The 17,424-nt window shown below is 57.2% G+C and carries 16 protein-coding genes; 3 read left to right on the top strand and 13 right to left on the bottom strand.

What is annotated here, in order from left to right:
• Positions 1-37: 37 nt before the first annotated feature.
• The 13 genes from PFAS1_RS06260 to PFAS1_RS06325 form a co-directional block, all read right to left on the bottom strand.
• Positions 38-532, bottom strand: a complete 495-nt coding sequence (locus PFAS1_RS06260) for a RidA family protein (RefSeq protein WP_076028558.1) — start codon at positions 530-532, stop codon at positions 38-40.
• 363 nt (positions 533-895) lie between these two features.
• Positions 896-1,783, bottom strand: a complete 888-nt coding sequence (cyoE, locus tag PFAS1_RS06265) for a heme o synthase (RefSeq protein ID WP_076028559.1) — start codon at positions 1,781-1,783, stop codon at positions 896-898.
• 11 nt (positions 1,784-1,794) lie between these two features.
• Entirely contained in the window at positions 1,795-2,130 is a 336-nt protein-coding gene (gene cyoD / locus PFAS1_RS06270) for a cytochrome o ubiquinol oxidase subunit IV (RefSeq protein WP_074873899.1), read from the bottom strand.
• Complete coding sequence (locus PFAS1_RS06275) at positions 2,131-2,757, bottom strand: cytochrome o ubiquinol oxidase subunit III (protein WP_074873898.1); 627 nt, start codon at positions 2,755-2,757, stop codon at positions 2,131-2,133. It lies immediately after the preceding gene.
• Between the two features lie 3 nt (positions 2,758-2,760).
• A complete protein-coding gene (gene cyoB / locus PFAS1_RS06280; RefSeq protein WP_074873897.1) occupies positions 2,761-4,791 on the bottom strand; it encodes a cytochrome o ubiquinol oxidase subunit I in 2,031 nt (676 codons plus the stop codon).
• A 3-nt stretch (positions 4,792-4,794) separates the two neighbouring features.
• Positions 4,795-5,739 carry a ubiquinol oxidase subunit II gene (gene cyoA / locus PFAS1_RS06285; RefSeq protein WP_074873896.1) on the bottom strand — a complete coding sequence of 315 codons (945 nt, stop codon included), beginning with the start codon at positions 5,737-5,739 and terminating at the stop codon, positions 4,795-4,797.
• Positions 5,740-6,554: 815 nt separating this feature from the next.
• On the bottom strand, positions 6,555-7,064 hold the full coding sequence (locus PFAS1_RS06295) for a disulfide bond formation protein B (protein ID WP_056743109.1): 510 nt from the start codon (positions 7,062-7,064) through the stop codon (positions 6,555-6,557).
• 261 nt (positions 7,065-7,325) lie between these two features.
• Complete coding sequence (locus tag PFAS1_RS06300; protein WP_076028561.1) at positions 7,326-8,102, bottom strand: ABC transporter substrate-binding protein; 777 nt, start codon at positions 8,100-8,102, stop codon at positions 7,326-7,328.
• Between the two features lie 302 nt (positions 8,103-8,404).
• Entirely contained in the window at positions 8,405-8,857 is a 453-nt protein-coding gene (gene moaE, locus PFAS1_RS06305; RefSeq protein WP_076028562.1) for a molybdopterin synthase catalytic subunit MoaE, read from the bottom strand.
• Positions 8,858-8,860: 3 nt separating this feature from the next.
• Entirely contained in the window at positions 8,861-9,103 is a 243-nt protein-coding gene (moaD, locus tag PFAS1_RS06310) for a molybdopterin converting factor subunit 1 (protein WP_074873891.1), read from the bottom strand.
• Positions 9,100-9,573, bottom strand: coding sequence for a cyclic pyranopterin monophosphate synthase MoaC (gene moaC, locus PFAS1_RS06315; RefSeq protein ID WP_076028563.1), 474 nt, complete (start codon positions 9,571-9,573; stop codon positions 9,100-9,102). Before moaC ends, moaD begins: the two co-directional genes overlap by 4 nt.
• A 238-nt stretch (positions 9,574-9,811) precedes the next feature.
• Entirely contained in the window at positions 9,812-11,206 is a 1,395-nt protein-coding gene (locus PFAS1_RS06320) for a PhoH family protein (protein ID WP_074873889.1), read from the bottom strand.
• 336 nt (positions 11,207-11,542) lie between these two features.
• Positions 11,543-12,667: a polysaccharide deacetylase family protein gene (locus PFAS1_RS06325; RefSeq protein WP_076028564.1), complete on the bottom strand. Its 1,125-nt coding sequence runs from the start codon at positions 12,665-12,667 to the stop codon at positions 11,543-11,545.
• Between the two features lie 181 nt (positions 12,668-12,848).
• Between PFAS1_RS06325 and yaaA the strand changes: the two genes are divergently transcribed.
• The 3 genes from yaaA to alg8 all read left to right on the top strand — a co-directional run bounded on the left by yaaA (position 12,849) and on the right by alg8 (position 17,414).
• Positions 12,849-13,628, top strand: a complete 780-nt coding sequence (yaaA, locus tag PFAS1_RS06330; protein WP_076028565.1) for a peroxide stress protein YaaA — start codon at positions 12,849-12,851, stop codon at positions 13,626-13,628.
• Between the two features lie 805 nt (positions 13,629-14,433).
• Positions 14,434-15,750 carry a nucleotide sugar dehydrogenase gene (locus tag PFAS1_RS06335; RefSeq protein ID WP_074873886.1) on the top strand — a complete coding sequence of 439 codons (1,317 nt, stop codon included), beginning with the start codon at positions 14,434-14,436 and terminating at the stop codon, positions 15,748-15,750.
• 182 nt (positions 15,751-15,932) lie between these two features.
• A complete protein-coding gene (gene alg8, locus PFAS1_RS06340; RefSeq protein WP_418329252.1) occupies positions 15,933-17,414 on the top strand; it encodes a mannuronan synthase in 1,482 nt (493 codons plus the stop codon).
• The last annotated feature ends 10 nt before the right edge of the window (positions 17,415-17,424 follow it).

Genomic DNA, 17,424 nt, shown 5'->3' on the forward strand with positions numbered 1-17,424 from the left:
TTCAGCGCGGGCCTTTCTATTGCCTGCTGGTTCAGCGTTAATTTGTTGATGGCCGTATCGCCACGATCATGTCAACTTCAATGGCTGCGTCTTTCGGCAGTTGATAAACGCCGATCGTGGTTCGTGTATGTTTACCGGCATCGCCCAGTACATGACTGAAAACGTCCGACGCACCGTTGGCCACTTCGCTCAAATCGACAAAATCCGCGGTGGACTTTATGTATACCGTGACGCGCAATAGCGACTTGATTTTGTCCAGCGAACCGATGGAATCAACAATCAATGCCAGACCGCGCAACGCACTGATGCTGGCAGCGTTCTGTGCATCTGCCAGCGTCAGATCCAGGCCTACCCTGCCCGGATACTGAATTTCACCATTCATCCGCGGCACCAGGCCGCTGATGTAAAGCTGATCATGATGCCGCACCAACAGCGCGTAATGCCCGCCGGCCGTATTCTCACCGTAGATGTCGTAACCGAGCTCTTTTGCCAGCGCGATGAATCGTTCATCACAGGTCATGTGTTCAGTCATCTCTCCCCCTCGATCAAAAATTGGATCCATTTTTTTGACAGATTAGCCTAAAGATCTCGATTCGGGGGCTGGCCCATGAAATCAGCCTGGTTCAAATTGATGCCCTTAGATTCGAAAACGATTGAACTGAGGAGCGAACACCTGAATGCCCCGCCTTCAAAGAGAAGCGCGGGTCTTTCCGCGCAGGCGCTTGATCGTACTCATGCACAGCAAAGGAATGCCTCTTGTGACGCTCTGCGTCACGCTTCTGGGGCGCAGAGCGTCCCGGGCTGCATTCCCACGCGGAGCGTGGGAACGATCAATGCATACAAAAAAACCCCGCTCTTCTCTCGAAGGCGGGGCTTTTTGTGCAGAGTCTGAACCTTAAGGCGCGTAAGTCAGCAACAGCTCACCCGGCACTTTGAAGTCCAGCGACATCATCACGCTCAACGCGGTAATGGTGAAGATCGAGAACACGAACAGCTTGCGTGCCCAGACCGTGTCATCCACTGCCTTGTAGCCGGTCCAAGCCATGTACAACCAGTACATGCCCATCGCCGCGGCGACGGCGAGGTAGCTCATGCCGGCGTAGCCGCTGAAGGTCAGCATCAAGGTCGCCACGAGGAACGCCAGGATGTAGAGCAGGATGTGCTTCTTCGCCACTTGAATCCCGCGCTTCACCGGCAACACCGGAATCGATGCGGCCAGGTAATCGTTGAAGCGGAAGATCGCGATGGCGTAGGAATGCGGCATCTGCCACAGGCTGAACATCACCAGCAACGTCAGCGCGGCCATGTCGAAGCTGTTCGTCACAGCCACGTAGCCAATCACCGGCGGCATGGCGCCCGACAGACTGCCCACCAGCGTGCCGTGAACCGACTTGCGCTTGAGGTACAGGCTGTAGAAGCCGACGTAGATGACAAAGCCGATCACCGCGAACAACGCGGCCAACGGGTTGGCCACTGTGTACAACAGTGCAACGCCGAAAACACCCAGGACGGTCGCAAAAGCCAGGGCCAGTTTCAGGGAGATCAAGCCCTGGACCAGCGCCCGGTTTTTGGTGCGTTCCATCTTAAGGTCGATGTCGCGGTCGATGCAGTTGTTGAACACGCAACCGGAAGCCACCACCAGCGACGTGCCGATCATCGCGGCCAGGAAAATGGCCAGATCGACATGCCCTTTCGAGGCCAGGAAAAATCCGCCTGCCACAGAAAGCACGTTACCGAAAATGATCCCCGGTTTGGTGATTTGGATAAAGTGCTTAAAGGACATCCGGACTTTCCTCAGTGCGCCATCATGTTGGTGTGGATGCTGAACATGATCCACAGCGACAGGCCAACGAGCAGGACAATCACGATCGCGGCGAAAACAAACGCAATCACGTTGTTACGCTGCGCGGCCGAACGGTCCAGGTGAAGGAAGTACACCAGGTGCACCAGCACCTGGATGACTGCGAAGGCCAGTACGATCCACAGGGTCATTGCTTTGGGCAGCGACGGGTACATCACCAGGCCGAAAGGAATGACGGTCAGGATCACCGACAGAATGAAACCGATCGCGTAGGACTTGACGCTGCCGTGGCCGGCGTCGTGGCCATCGTGGGAGTGTGCGTTAGCCATTTACATAGTCCCCATCAGATAAACAACGGTGAATACGCAGATCCACACCACGTCCAGGAAGTGCCAGAACAGACTCAGGCAGCTCAGACGGGTCTTGTTGGTCGCCGTCAGGCCGTTTTTCTGCACCTGGTACATCATGATCGCCATCCAGATCAGACCGCTGGTCACGTGCAGACCGTGGGTGCCGACCAGGGTGAAGAACCCGGACAGGAAGCCGCTGCGGCTAGGACCGAAGCCCTCGGAAATCAGTACGTGAAACTCGTTGATCTCCATGCCGATGAAGCCGGCGCCGAACAGGAAGGTCATGCCCAGCCAGCCCAGGACCTGGTTCTTCTTGCCTTTGAACAACGCCAGCATGGCGAAGCCGTAGGTGATCGAACTGAACAGCAGCAGAGCGGTTTCGCCCAGTACGTACGGCAGTTCGAAGATGTCGTGGCCCGACGGGCCACCCGCTACGTTGTTAACCAGTACCGCGTACGCTGCGAAGATCGACGCAAACAGGATGCAGTCGGTCATCAGGTAGAGCCAGAAACCGAATACGGTCATCTCGCCCGAGTCGTGGTGATGGTCGTCGTGCCCATGGTCCGTGCCATGGGCGTGTCCAGCAGTGGTCACTAAGTTCGACATGGTTTAAGCCTGTTCCAACGAGGTTTCAACACGGGTGGCGGTGGCTGGAACTTTCCCGGCCGCTACCAGACGCTTGTGCTGCTCGGCTTCGATGCGCTCGATCACGTCGACCGGCACCATGTAGCCTTGATCATCACGGGCAGCGTGGATCACGAAATACACCACGGTGCCAACCAGGCCAACGATGGCCAACCACCAGATGTGCCAGATCATTGCGAAACCGAACACGGTCAACAGAGCACCCATGACCACACCGGTCGCGGTGTTGTTTGGCATGTGGATCGGTTCGTACCTGGCCGGAGCCTTGTACGCGGTGCCGTTTTCCTTGGCTTCGGTGAACGGGTCGATGGTTTCCGCTTTTGGCAGCACGGCGAAGTTGTAGAACGGTGGCGGCGACGAGGTCGACCATTCCAGCGTGTGGGCATTCCACGGGTCACCGTGTTCGCACATGTTTTCCGGCTTGTTGCGATCACGCACGCTGACGTACAGCTGAATCAGCTGGCAGGCGATACCGACCGCGATCATCACCGCACCGAACATGGCGACGTACAGGTACGGCACCCACTCAGGGTTGGTGGTGGCGTTCAGACGACGGGTCATGCCCATGAAGCCCAGTGCATAGAGCGGCATGAACGCGACGAAGAAGCCCGAGATCCAGAACCAGAACGCTGCCTTGCCCCAACCTTCGTGCAGCTTGAAGCCGAACGCTTTAGGGAAGTAGAAGCCGAAGCCTGCGATGTAGCCGAATACCGCGCCGCCGATGATCACGTTGTGGAAGTGAGCGATCACGAACAGGCTGTTGTGCAGGACGAAGTCCGCACCCGGAATGGCCAACAGTACGCCGGTCATGCCGCCGATGGCGAAGGTCACCATGAAGCCCAGGGTCCACAGAACCTGGCTGGTGAAACGCAGACGCCCTTGGTAAATGGTGAACAGCCAGTTGAATAGCTTCACCCCCGTCGGGATCGAAATCAGCATCGTCGCCAGACCGAAGAAGGCGTTGACGCTGGCACCCGAACCCATGGTGAAGAAGTGGTGCAGCCAGACCATGAAGCCCAGGATCGAGATCGCGCCCGATGCGTAGACCATCGAGTGGTGGCCGAACAGACGCTTGCCGGTGAAGGTCGAGATGACTTCGGAGAAAATCCCGAATGCCGGCAGAATCAGGATGTAAACCTCGGGGTGACCCCAGGCCCAGAACAGGTTGACGTACATCATCGGATTGCCACCAAGTTCATTGGTGAAAATGTGGAAATCCATGTAACGGTCAAGCGTCAGCAGTGCCAGGGTAGCGGTCAGGATCGGGAACGAGGCCACGATCAGGACGTTGGCCCAGGTGCAGGTCCAGGTGAAGATCGGCATGTCCATCAGCTTCATGCCCGGTGTACGCATTTTCAGCACGGTGGCCAGGAAGTTGACCCCCGTCAGCGTCGTACCCAACCCGGATAGCTGTAGCGCCCAGATGTAGTAATCCATCCCCACGCCAGGGCTGTATTGCAGGCCCGACAGCGGCGGATAGGCAACCCAGCCGGTCTTGGCGAATTCGCCGACGCCCAGGGACAGGTTGATCAGCACCACGCCGGAAACCAGCAGCCAGAAACTCAGGGAGTTCAGGAACGGATAGGCAACGTCACGCGCGCCGATCTGCAGCGGCACTGCAAGGTTCATCAGGCCGGTGAAGAATGGCATCGCCATGAAGATGATCATGATCACACCGTGAGCGGTGAAGATCTGGTCATAGTGTTCAGGCGGCAGGTAGCCAGGCGAACCCTCGGTGGCCATGGCCAACTGGGTACGCATCATGATGGCGTCGGCAAAACCGCGCAGCAGCATGACCATGGCAACGATGATGTACATCACGCCGATTTTCTTGTGGTCGACCGAGGTCAGCCACTCGGTCCACAAATACGTCCACTTCTTGAAGTAGGTGATTGCAGCGAACAGCGCCAGACCACCGAGCGCGATCATGGCGATGGTAATCATCACGATCGGTTCGTGGAACGGGACCGCTTCCCAACTTAATTTACCAAACATCGTTTACTCCTCTGCCCCGGCAGCTGAATGCGAACTCATGTCCATCCCTTCCATGGCGGCCATTTCGTGCTCTTTCTTCTCGTGGTGCATCGGCTTGCCCGGTTTCATGCCTTCGTACTTGTCGACGATGATCTGGAACAGGTTCGGCGTGACCGAGGAGTAGAGCTCGACTGGGTTGTTCTGGCTTTGCTTGGACAGGGCTGCGTATTCAGCTTGTTCAAGCTGTTTAGGTGCCTTTTTGACTTCGCTGACCCAGGCGTCGAAATCTTCCTGAGAGGTGGCGATAGCTTTGAATTTCATGCCGGTGAAACCAGCGCCGCTGTAGTTGGCGGAGATACCGTCCATTTCAGCGTTCTGGTTGGCGATCAGGTGCAGTTTGGTCTGCATGCCGGCCATCGCGTAGATCTGGCCGCCCAGCGCCGGGATGAAGAACGAGTTCATCACGGAGTCCGAAGTCACCTTGAAGTTGATCGGGGTATGCGCCGGGAACACGATCTTGTTGACGGTGGCGATGCCTTGCTCCGGATAGATGAACATCCACTTCCAGTCCAGCGCGACCACTTCAATGGTGATCGGCTTGACGTCGGATTCCAGCGGCTTGTAAGGGTCCAGCGCGTGGGTCGACTTGTAGGTGACGTAGCCCAGGGCAATGATGATCAGCACTGGAACAGCCCATACCGCGATTTCGATCTTGGTGGAGTGCGACCATTTCGGCGTGTAGACGGCGTCGGTGTTGGACGCGCGGTATTTCCAGGCGAACAGGAAGGTCATGACGATGACCGGAACCACGACCAACAGCATCAGCAGCGTTGCGGTGATGATCAGGTTTCGCTCGTCCAGGCCGACCTGGCCCTTGGGATCGAGCAAGGTCATGTTGCAGCCTGACAGCAACAACGTGCCGATCAGCGGCAATAAGCCTAGTAGTCTGGGGTACCTGTTTTTACTCATCTCACGACCTCTAAAGCAGCTTGCGCAATGCAGTTGGGTTTTGATCGCCAACACTTCACCCTGCCAAGGGTTGGCATTTTTCTTGGATTGAATAAGTGGCTGCCCGTCGCGCGTCAGACGCTGTTCGACAAATCCTGGGCCAGCGTTGAGTTCTTATTCGAATTCGTGGTCAAAGGCCTTGTTACAGACCAATTCCATTTGGTGCGGATAATTGGAAGGCGCCGACACCTGGGAGTCGCATGAAGCCTAAGAGCCTCTCGACGCCCTATTCCTGCTCAGGGATGAGCAGTGCCGGGAATTCAGTGCGGGCGATTGTAGATATGTAACGTTTTATAAACCATGTCTCATCCCGAAATAATTTTTATCCATTCCAGCAACAATCATTAACGGTATTTGCAAAAGCGCGCCATGGTATCGAAATTCATTCTCAACAAAAACACCAAAAATTGTAGGTCTACCTCAGGCAGTTCAGACAGTATCGAAGGCTCTGCGCCCACCTTCGACCCAGCCAAAGCCCCCATGTGACAAGGGCTTCGCCAATTCGCCAGGCCCTGTTAAAACTGCCTGTTCCGGATTTTTGCGGATGAAGTTGCCCGACGTTTGAAAAGGCCAATTTTGTTGCGCGACCGTGTACCAATTCGGCGCCTGGAAATGCCTTGCGACACTCGCGCTGTGACAACATGTCGCACACATGCCACACCCAGACTTGTCGCGCATCAAGGTCATTTCACCCGCGCCCTGAAATGCAAAACGCCCCGGCCTCCTCAACGAGGGCCGGGGCGTTTTTTTTGTCGGCAGCGGTGCGGCGGATAACCTCAGCGCAGGGCTTTGCGGTTACGCGAAGTGAGCAGCGGCACCAGCACCACGATCAGCACAAAGGCCAGCAACGCCCATTGGGCAAGCGACAGACCGAGGATCGGCGGGTACGGCGTGGAGCAGAAGCCGTCGACCTGAAAGCCCAGCGGGAAGATCTTCGCCAGTGGCAAACCGTCGACGATCGGTTGCAGTACATCGATGCCACAGCTGACCGCCGGATAGAACTGGGTATAGACGTGATGCCCGGCCACCCCGACGCCTGCCAGGGCGCAGATCACCACCAGGGTTTCAAAAACCGTGATGCTGCGTCGGGTGCGCATGGCCGCGCCGATGAACGCGAAGAGCGCGATCAGCAGCAACGCATAACGTTGCAGGATGCACAGCGGGCATGGCGCTTCGCCCAGCACAATTTGCATGTACAGCGCCCCACCGATCAGCCCCAGGCAGATGATGCCCAGCAACACCAGATAGCGCCGTTCACGGCCCAACCGCATCGTTTCCTCGCTCATTGCGTTTCCCTTCTGAATATCGATTGCCGGAAGTCTACACGCTGGCCCTGACCTTTGAGAGCCTGGCGCGCGCAGCGGGGTATCGGGGAATAGACGACGAGCCGGTTAAGAAGGGATTAAATTCGGGCTATTTCCAGAGATTTGCATGATCCCGCGACCGCATCGCCAGCAGGCTGGCTCCCACTTTGGAATGCATTCACAGGCTGGCCCACTCTGGAACGCTATCAACTGTGGGAGCCAGCCTGCTGGCGATGGGATTGATCAGTCGCCGTAGATATCGGACTTGAAGTACTTATCCGAAATCTTCTGGTATTCGCCACTGGCGCGAATACCGTCGATGGCCGTGTTCAGCTCGGAGACCAACTCGGTGTTGCCCTTACGCACCGCGATCCCGGCGCCCTCGCCCACGTACTTAGGATCCTTGAGCTCCGGCCCGACAAAGGCATAACCCTTGCCACGCGGCATCGTCAGGAAGTCATTCAGCGGGATGGTGTCGGCAAAAATGGCATCGAGGCGACCGGCCGCCAGATCCATGTAGATCTCTTCGTTGTTGCTGTAACGCTTGACGTTGATACCCTTCGGCTCAAAAACCTCGGTGGCGTAACGGTCAGTGGTGGTTGCGCGCTGCACGCCAATCGTCTTGCCCTTGAGGCTGGCGTACTGATCATCCACTACCGCGCCTTCCTTCATCACCAGACGCGATGAGGTGAAGTAATACTTGTGGGTGAAATCCACCGACTTCTTGCGGTCTTCGTTGATGGTCATGGACGACAGCGCCATGTCGATTTTCTTCACTTTAAGGGAAGGAATCAGACCGTCGAACTCACCTTCGACCCAGACACACTTGGCCTTCATCTGTGCGCACAGGGCGTTGCCGATGTCGTAGTCGAACCCGACAATCTCACCTTTCTCGGTTTTGGAGGCGAACGGCGGATAAGCCGCTTCGATGCCGATGCGCAGGGTTTTATCGGCGGCGAACAGGGAACTGCACGCCAACAGGCTCAGAGCCAGACCGGTGATGAGGGGGAATTTCTTCATATTCGTTCTCTCGCGGGTTGTTGTTGGTTTGGCAAGACAGAAGAAAGAGCAGAAACGGGGGAAGCGCTTTTTTGTACTTATAAATCCATACTGGACTTTTATGTATAAACCGTCAATCAGGGCGATCGAGGATGTGTGGGCCAGTGGTCGGGCGGTGAGGTCTTGGGTGTTTTGGTGTTGCTGATGGCCTCTTCGCGAGCAGGCTCGCTCCCACAGGGAATCTATGTCGTACACAGCATTTGTGTAGGAGCGAGTCTGCTCGCGAAGGCGTACTGACAGTCAATGAAGAACCAACTGGCTGCTTACTGCTTCCAGCGATCCGCCGCCGCATGATCGCTGTCACGCCCTTCAACCCAGCGCGCGCCGTCAGGGGTGTTTTCTTTCTTCCAGAATGGTGCGCGGGTTTTCAGGTAGTCCATGACAAAGGCGCAGGCATCGAACGCGGCCTGGCGGTGGGCGCTGGCGGCGCCGACGAAGACGATCGGCTCACCCGGTTCCAGGGCACCGATGCGATGCAGCACTTCAAGCTTGAGCAGCGGCCAGCGCTGCTCGGCTTCTGTGGCAATCCTGGCGAGGGCTTTTTCGGTCATGCCCGGGTAGTGCTCAAGGAACATCCCGGCGACGTCGAGTCCGTCATTGAAGTCGCGAACATAGCCGACAAAACTCACCACCGCCCCAACGCCCACATTGGCGGCGTGCATGGCATTGACTTCGGCACCCGGATCGAACGCCGTGGATTGCACGCGAATCGCCATGGCTCAGCCTCCGGTCACGGTCGGAAAAAAGGCCACTTCATCGCCATCGCTCACCGGCTCATCGAGCTGGCACAGGTCTTCGTTGCGGGCGCACATCAGGTTTTGCTCGCTCAACACTTCGGCACCGTCACGCCGGGCCAGCAGCGCACGCACATCGTCGACCGTGGCGAAATCACCTTCAACCTTCACCGAGTCCACGCCGAGCGCCTCACGGTAACGGGCAAAAAACTTCACGGTGACGTTCATGGCTGATCCGCCTGGAAATGGCCGCTCTTGCCGCCGAGCTTCTCCAGCAGCCGCACGCTTTCGATGGTCATGCCGCGATCCACCGCTTTGCACATGTCATAGATAGTCAGCGCCGCGACGCTGGCGGCGGTGAGGGCTTCCATCTCGACGCCGGTCTGCCCGGACAACTTGCAGCACGCGACGATGCGCACGGTGTCGTCGCCTTCGGCACTGAGCTCGACCTTGACGCCGGTGAGCAGCAGCGGATGGCACAGGGGGATCAGATCGCTGGTTTTCTTCGCCGCCTGAATGCCGGCGATACGCGCCACGGCGAACACATCACCCTTGGGGTGACCGCCGCTGACGATCATCTGCAGGGTTTCGGGCAGCATGCGCACCAGCGCCTGGGCCGTTGCTTCACGGAACGTCATGGCTTTTTCAGTGACGTCGACCATATTGGCGCGACCTTGGGAATCGAGATGAGTCAGCACAGGGATACTCCTGATCAGGAGCCCCGATTGTAAACCTGTGGGTCAAAATTCCGCACGTTTGATTATCAGACCACCACATCACCCCTTGTGGGAGCGGGCTTGCTCGCGAAAGCGTCGTTTCAGTCAATATTAATGTGGCTGACACACCGCTTTCGCGAGCAAGCCCGCTCCCACATTGGATTAGTGTTGGGCATAAAAAATCGGGCGACTTTGGGGTCGCCCGATTCTTGTGGAGGGTTTACAAATGCGATTCGGCGTATTCGGCCAGAATCGAACGAGGCACCCCTTGCAGGGTGATGTGCACACCGTTGGGGAAATCCTTGAAGCGCTCGGTCAGGTACGTCAGCCCGGAACTGGTCGCGGACAGGTAAGGGGTGTCGATCTGCGCCAGGTTACCCAGGCACACCACTTTGGAACCGGCGCCGGCACGGGTGATGATGGTTTTCATCTGGTGCGGCGTGAGGTTCTGGCATTCATCGATCAGGATCAGACTCTGCTGGAAGCTGCGGCCTCGAATGTAGTTGAGGGATTTGAACTGCAACGGCACTTTGCTGAGGATGTAATCGACACTGCCATGGGTGTTTTCGTCATCCATGTGCAAGGCTTCGAGGTTGTCGGTGATGGCGCCCAGCCAAGGCTCCATTTTTTCCGCTTCAGTGCCGGGCAGGAAACCGATCTCCTGGTCCAGGCCCTGCACGCTTCGGGTCGCGATGATCCGGCGATAGCGTTTGCTGACCATGGTCTGCTCGATCGCCGCCGCCAGTGCGAGGATGGTTTTACCGGAACCGGCTGCCCCGGTCAGGTTGACCAGGTGGATATCCGGGTCGAGCAAGGCGTACAGCGCCAGGCTTTGATAGATGTCACGCGGTTTCAGGCCCCAGGCTTCCTGGTGCAACAGGGGTTCCTGATGCAGGTCGAGAATCAGCAGCTTGTCTTCCTCGATCTCCTTGATCCAGCCGACAAAGCCCTGTTCATCGATGATGAACTCGTTGACGTGTACCGCCGGCAGGTTGTCGATCAACTGAACCTGGTGCCAGGTGCGGCCATGGTCCTGACGGGTATCGACATTCCTTACCCGGTCCCAGAAGGAGCCGGTCATGTTGTGATAACCGTTGGGCAGCAGCGACACGTCGTCGACCAGTTGGTCGGTGCTGTAGTCCTCGGCCGCGATCCCGCAAGCCCGGGCCTTGAGGCGCATGTTGATGTCTTTGGTGACCAGCACCACAGGCAGTTCCGGTTCCCGTGCGTGCAGGTCGATCAACTGGTTGATGATGATGTTGTCGTTCAGGTGCTCGGGCAGAATGAGGTTCGGTTCTGCTCGCTTGCTCATCAGAATTGACAGCAAACCCTTCGGTCCGCTTTTGCCGCGCTGGATCGGGACGCCGAGCTCGACGTCTTCAGGACTGGCATCGCCCAGGGTCTTGTCGATCAGGCGAATCGCCTGACGGCATTCCGCAGCCACGCTGTGATGCCCGCTCTTGAGCTTGTCGAGTTCCTCAAGCACGGTCATCGGGATGGCGACGTGGTGTTCTTCGAAATTAAGCAGGGCGTTTGGATCGTGAATCAATACGTTGGTATCGAGTACATAAAGGATTGGCTGGTTGGAGGAAAAGCTACGTCCGTGATCATCCATACTCGGTCACCTTTGTGGGAGCCAGTCGACGCAATACCGTGACAGTGCTGCGCCTCGAAGTGGCCACCGAATTCACCTGCGAGGACTCAAGTGAATTGCACACAAATGGGGGTCTTGGAAGACGCCACCTGTCTGCAGGTTTCGGCGGTCTGTCTTCGTAATACTCCAAAACCCATGACAGAAAAAAGTACTTTGACGTTTTTTTGAAGTTTATTTTTCAGAGTGACCAATAGCACTAGGCGGATGGCCATCACCCCGTTAAAGTCGGAAGTCCGCCTGCACCGAATTCTCGTCCAAAATCACCCTTTCCCCAATGTTTACGGCCTTTCGTCGTTTTCAGCGAAACGCGTCCTGACAGTCTTCCCAGCCGATTCCACTTTGCGCCGTTTGCGTGATGAGCCAGGGCATCGCCGTTTTCAGCGCATCCTGCTTCACGTTGAAGTTGATCACCCCGTGGCGCCACAACAACATCAGGCTCAACACCCGTTGCGCGCTCTGATTGGCTTTCAGCTTGCCGGCACCGTCCTGGGCATCGATATCCCACAGCGCCACCTGCAAGCCCTGGGACTTGAAGAATCCTTCAGCGTCAGACCGACGCTGACCATCGGGCGGGCGAAACAATGGCACGTAGTTCTCGGGCAGTTTGCTTTTGACCAGTTCGACGCTGCGTCGCACCGAGTCCTGCCAGTCCTGCCAGTGGCTGTGGGAGCGAAACTCCCAGCCTTGCGCGCCAATGCACTGCTTCGAGTACGTCGCTTGCAGGCTGGCTACCGAACGATCGGCCAGACGGGCCTGGATGTCCTTGCCGAGAACGAAGAACGTGCCACTCATGTTCGATTTGCGCAGGTATTCCGCGGCCCAGGCGGTGTTATCCGGCGCGGTATTGGCGGCACTGTCGAAGGTCAGCAGAAACAGCCGGTCATGCATCTGATCGCCGTTACGCTCATAGTCGCCAAAACGATCGACTTCGCTGCTGGTTTGCGGAAACAGCGCGGCCTTGCGCAATTGCTCGTCCAGGTACTGGGCGTGGAACAGTCGGCTCGGTTCGGCCCACTTTATGTAGTAGCTCTCATCGCTGACCTGAAACTTGGCGGCTTGCTGGCGCAGGGTATCCATGTCCTCGACCAGGAAACAGAAGGAAGCATCCTGATCGCAGCTCTGCTGGGCGTTGTTGTAGTTGCTCAGCAGGCGCTGCCACATGCGCTGGCGCAGGTTGTTGATCGATTCCAGATTGATTGTGCGCAACCCCAGGCGCTGGGCCAGGCTCGCTTCATCCAGGGATTCGCTGGCCAGCAGGACGCGAGAAAACATCAGGATTTCGGCCCGTGATGCCACATCGAACAGGGTTGGGCTGCTGAGCTGTTCAGGCCAGGTGCTGCGATCAAGCGTTGCCACATCGCCCGGCGCCGCCATGGCACCGAAGCTCAACAGCCAGGCCGAGAATAGAAAAACGATACGCAATGGGATGTCTCCATAACAAAACCCGCGCGGCACTATAGCTGATCCGACTGACATGATCGTTCCCACGCTCTGCGTGGGAACGATCAAACCTCGCTCCACCGATCATCACCTATGGACTTGATAGCTGGAGTCAACAAGGACAACCCCCTAGAATCGCCCCACGATTAAAGGAGACGACTTCATGCTGATGGTGATTTCCCCCGCCAAGACCCTCGATTACGAAACACCGCCGGCGACCCAGCGCTTCACCCAGCCACAATACCTCGACCATTCCCAGGAGCTGATCCTGCAATTGCGCGAACTGGCCCCAGCGCAGATCAGCGAGTTGATGCACGTCTCCGACAAGATCGGCGGGCTCAACGCCGCGCGTTTCGGCAGCTGGACACCCGCCTTCACTCCGGAAAATGCCAAGCAGGCACTGCTCGCCTTCAAGGGCGACGTTTACACCGGGTTGAATGCTCAAACCTTCAGCGAGGCCGATTTCGATTACGCCCAGCAGCACTTGCGCATGTTGTCCGGCCTGTATGGCCTGCTGCGCCCACTGGACCTGATGCAGCCGTATCGACTGGAGATGGGCACCAAACTGGCGAATGCCCGTGGCAAGGATTTGTATGCCTTCTGGGGCACACGGATCAGCGAATGGCTGAACGAGGCACTGGCCGATCAAGGCGATGACGTGCTGCTGAACCTGGCCTCCAACGAGTACTTCTCGGCAGTCAAACGCAATGCCCTGAATGCGCGCATCATCAATACCGAATTCAAGGACTTGAAGAACGGTCAGTACAAGATCATCAGTTTCTACGCGAAAAAGGCCCGCGGCATGATGAGTCGCTTCGTCATAGAAGAGCGCATCAACGACCCGCAAGCCCTCAAGCAGTTCGATGTACAAGGCTATCGCTACAGCGCCGAGCATTCCAAACCGGACAATCTGGTGTTCCTGCGCGATCACGCATCCGAGTAAACAGCCGGTTGGCGCACGCCTCATTAAAGGTCGTGCGCCACGCCTGTAGTCCAACAATTCCCCGCTCCATTCGTCACTTTGCTGACGTCAAAAACCAATCACTCGATTTCCTAACTTTAGTTTCACTCGACTTCGCTGATTTTTTTCAGTAGTGGCACCAAATTTTTTTATCGGTAGTGGCAAATAACTATCTAATCCGATAATAACCCTATGTATCAAGGGCGAAACAGGTGTTGCTATCAATATGAAAGCAGTGCCATCTTTTTCAATATTTCAGGAAATTTCAGGATTCGCGATGGGCGGACAGGAACTATGTCCAGATGCGTCGCTCATACCACCGGTAACCATTCTCTCTGAGCTTGTACGAGATAACTTACGCAGAGAAGAGATCCACATAGCAAAGTTGTCACATTAACTTCTGCTTACTGATCCCTGATTTGGGCAACACATGAAGGACAGGAGATAAACCTCATAAATATCCCCTACAAGGCCAAGGCCGCGCCCCTATAAACGTGCTCACCTGAGCACCCAACCGCTTGATTTACGGGCTTCTGGCCTGGCATTGAGCGCGCAAGACCTTTGCACGAATGTCTTCTGATTAGAAGATCAGCTGCATAACAGGGCACGCCATAATAATAAAAGCCTAGTTGCGCACATTTTGAGTGCACTTATTTAGACACTCGGAACTTATATGCCTGCACGCGGCATTGTGACGCCTTTAAGGCGCACTTCCGAGTGCACTACCACCGCTGAACACCATTAACTCCGGCCATGTAATGGCTTGATAAACACAGAGGTAATTGCGATGCGCATCAGCATATTTGGTTTGGGTTACGTCGGCGCAGTATGTGCCGGTTGCCTGTCTGCACGGGGCCATGACGTCGTTGGCGTCGATGTTGCCAAAGACAAAATCGATATGATCAACGCCGGTAAATCGCCGATCGTTGAACCGGGTCTGGGCGAGCTTCTGCAGAAGGGTATCGAGACGGGCAAATTGCGCGGCACGACCAACTTCGCCGAGGCGATTCGCGATACCGACCTGTCGATGATCTGCGTCGGCACGCCGAGCAAGAAGAACGGCGACCTGGAACTGAACTACATCGAAGCCGTGTGCCGCGAGATCGGTTTTGTCCTGCGTGACAAGACCACTCGTCACACCATCGTGGTTCGTAGCACCGTCCTGCCAGGCACTGTGGCAAACGTAGTGATCCCGATCCTCGAAGACTGCTCCGGCAAAAAAGCCGGCGTCGACTTCGGCGTTGCAGTGAACCCTGAGTTCCTGCGTGAAAGCACCGCGATCGCCGACTACGACCTGCCGCCAATGACCGTCATCGGCGAGTTCGACAAGGCTTCGGGCGACGTACTGCAATCGCTGTACGAAGAACTCGACGCTCCGATCATCCGCAAGGACATCGCAGTGGCCGAGATGATCAAGTACACCTGCAACGTGTGGCACGCCACCAAGGTGACCTTCGCCAACGAGATCGGCAACATCGCCAAGGCTGTCGGCGTCGATGGTCGCGAAGTGATGGAAGTGGTCTGCCAGGACAAGACGCTGAACCTGTCCCAGTACTACATGCGTCCAGGCTTTGCATTCGGTGGTTCTTGCCTGCCGAAGGACGTTCGCGCCCTGACCTACCGCGCCGGCTCCCTGGACGTGGAAGCACCGCTGCTCAACTCGCTGATGCGCAGTAACGAGTCCCAGGTGCAGAACGCTTTCGACATCGTCACCAGCCACGGCAAACGCAAAGTCGCCCTGCTGGGCCTGAGCTTCAAGGCCGGTACTGATGACCTGCGCGAAAGCCCGCTGGTTGATCTGGCGGAAATGCTGATCGGCAAGGGTTACGACCTGAGCATCTACGACACCAACGTCGAATACGCCCGTGTCCACGGTGCGAACAAGGATTACATCGAGTCGAAGATCCCTCACGTCTCGTCCTTGCTCAACGCTGACTTCGACGACGTGATCAATAACTCCGACGTGATCATCCTCGGCAACCGTGACGAGAAGTTCCGCGCCCTGGCGCAGAACGCTCCACACGGCAAGCAAGTGATCGACCTGGTCGGCTTCATGTCCAAAGCCACCGACGTGAGTGGCCGCACTGAAGGCATCTGCTGGTAACACACCCTCCTCGTAGGAGCCAGGCTTGCCGGCGAACCAGGCGACATGATGTGTCAGGTACGCCGCCTTCGCGGGCAAGCCTCGCTCCTGCAGGTCTGATGAGATCGACTTGGCTTTTTCGCCTGCCTTAACCCCATCGGGCCACCCCACAGGCTCGCCCGAGATAGAGACGGATGCAGATTATGCACAGGCTAAAGCACGGCCTACTTCAGGTCGCCGGTTGGCTGTTTTACCTAAGTTTATTGATGGGCATCGCCATGGCGTTGCCTGCGTCCACGTTCGACTCCGAGTCGAAGGACTTCATCTTCCTGATCGGTATCGTCGGCATCTGGCGCTACTCGATGGGTGCTACGCACTTTCTGCGCGGCATGCTGTTTCTGTACGTGGTCTACCCGCACCTGCGGCGCAAAGTGCGCAAGCTGGGTAAATCGGCAGACCCGTCCCATGTGTTTCTGATGGTCACCAGTTTCCGTATCGACGCGCTGACCACCGCCCAGGTCTACGCCTCGGTGATTCGCGAAGCGATCGACTGCGGCCTGCCGACCACCATGGTCTGCTCCATCGTGGAAATGTCCGATGAGAAGCTGGTGAAAAGCCTTTGGGCCAAAATGAATCCACCGGCTCGCGTCAAGCTCGACTTCGTACGCATTCCCGGCACCGGCAAGCGCGATGGCCTGGCCTACGGTTTCCGCGCCATCTCCCGCCACCTGCCGGACGACCGCGCAGTGGTTGCGGTGATCGATGGCGACACCGTGCTTGCCGAAGGCGTCGTGCTCAAGACCGTGCCGTGGTTCCAGCTGTTCGGCAATGTCGGCGGCCTGACCACCAACGAGTTCTGCGAAGTGCGCGGCGGCTACATCATGAGCGAGTGGCACAAACTGCGCTTCGCCCAGCGTCACATCAACATGTGCTCGATGGCCCTGTCCAAGCGCGTGCTGACCATGACCGGGCGGATGTCGGTATTCCGCGCCACTGTGGTGACCAACCCGGACTTCATCGCCGACGTGGAAAGCGACTCGCTGCAACACTGGCGCCTGGGTCGCTTCAAGTTCCTTACCGGTGATGACAAGTCGAGCTGGTTCAGCTTGATGCGCCTGGGCTACGACACGTTTTATGTGCCGGACGCCGCCATTCACACCGTGGAACACCCGCCGGAAAAAAGCTTCATCAAGGCCAGTCGCAAACTGATGTTCCGCTGGTACGGCAACAACCTGCGGCAGAACTCCCGCGCCCTGGGCCTGGGGATGAAACGTCTCGGCCTGTTCACTTCGGTGGTGCTGTTCGACCAGCGTGTGTCGATGTGGACGTCGCTGCTGGGCCTGACCGTCGCGCTCATCGCCACCGTCAAGTACGGCGCCGCGTTCATCCTGGTTTACCTGCTGTGGATCGGCATTACCCGCCTGATCCTGACCGTGCTGCTGTCTTTGTCCGGTCACACGATCGGCCCGGCCTACCCTGCGATTCTCTATTACAACCAGATCGTCGGCGCGCTGGTGAAAATCTACGTGTTCTTCCGCCTCGACCGACAGTCCTGGAGTCGCCAGCCCACTTCCCTGACCCGTGATCTCGCCAGCTTTCAAGGTTGGTTCAACACTTGGTCGTCTCGGACCATGACCTTCTCCGCCGGCAGCATTTTTGTTGCTGTGCTGCTGATGATGGTCTGACCGAACTTGC

This window comes from Pseudomonas frederiksbergensis, from assembly GCF_001952935.1.
GTDB lineage: Bacteria > Pseudomonadota > Gammaproteobacteria > Pseudomonadales > Pseudomonadaceae > Aquipseudomonas > Aquipseudomonas frederiksbergensis.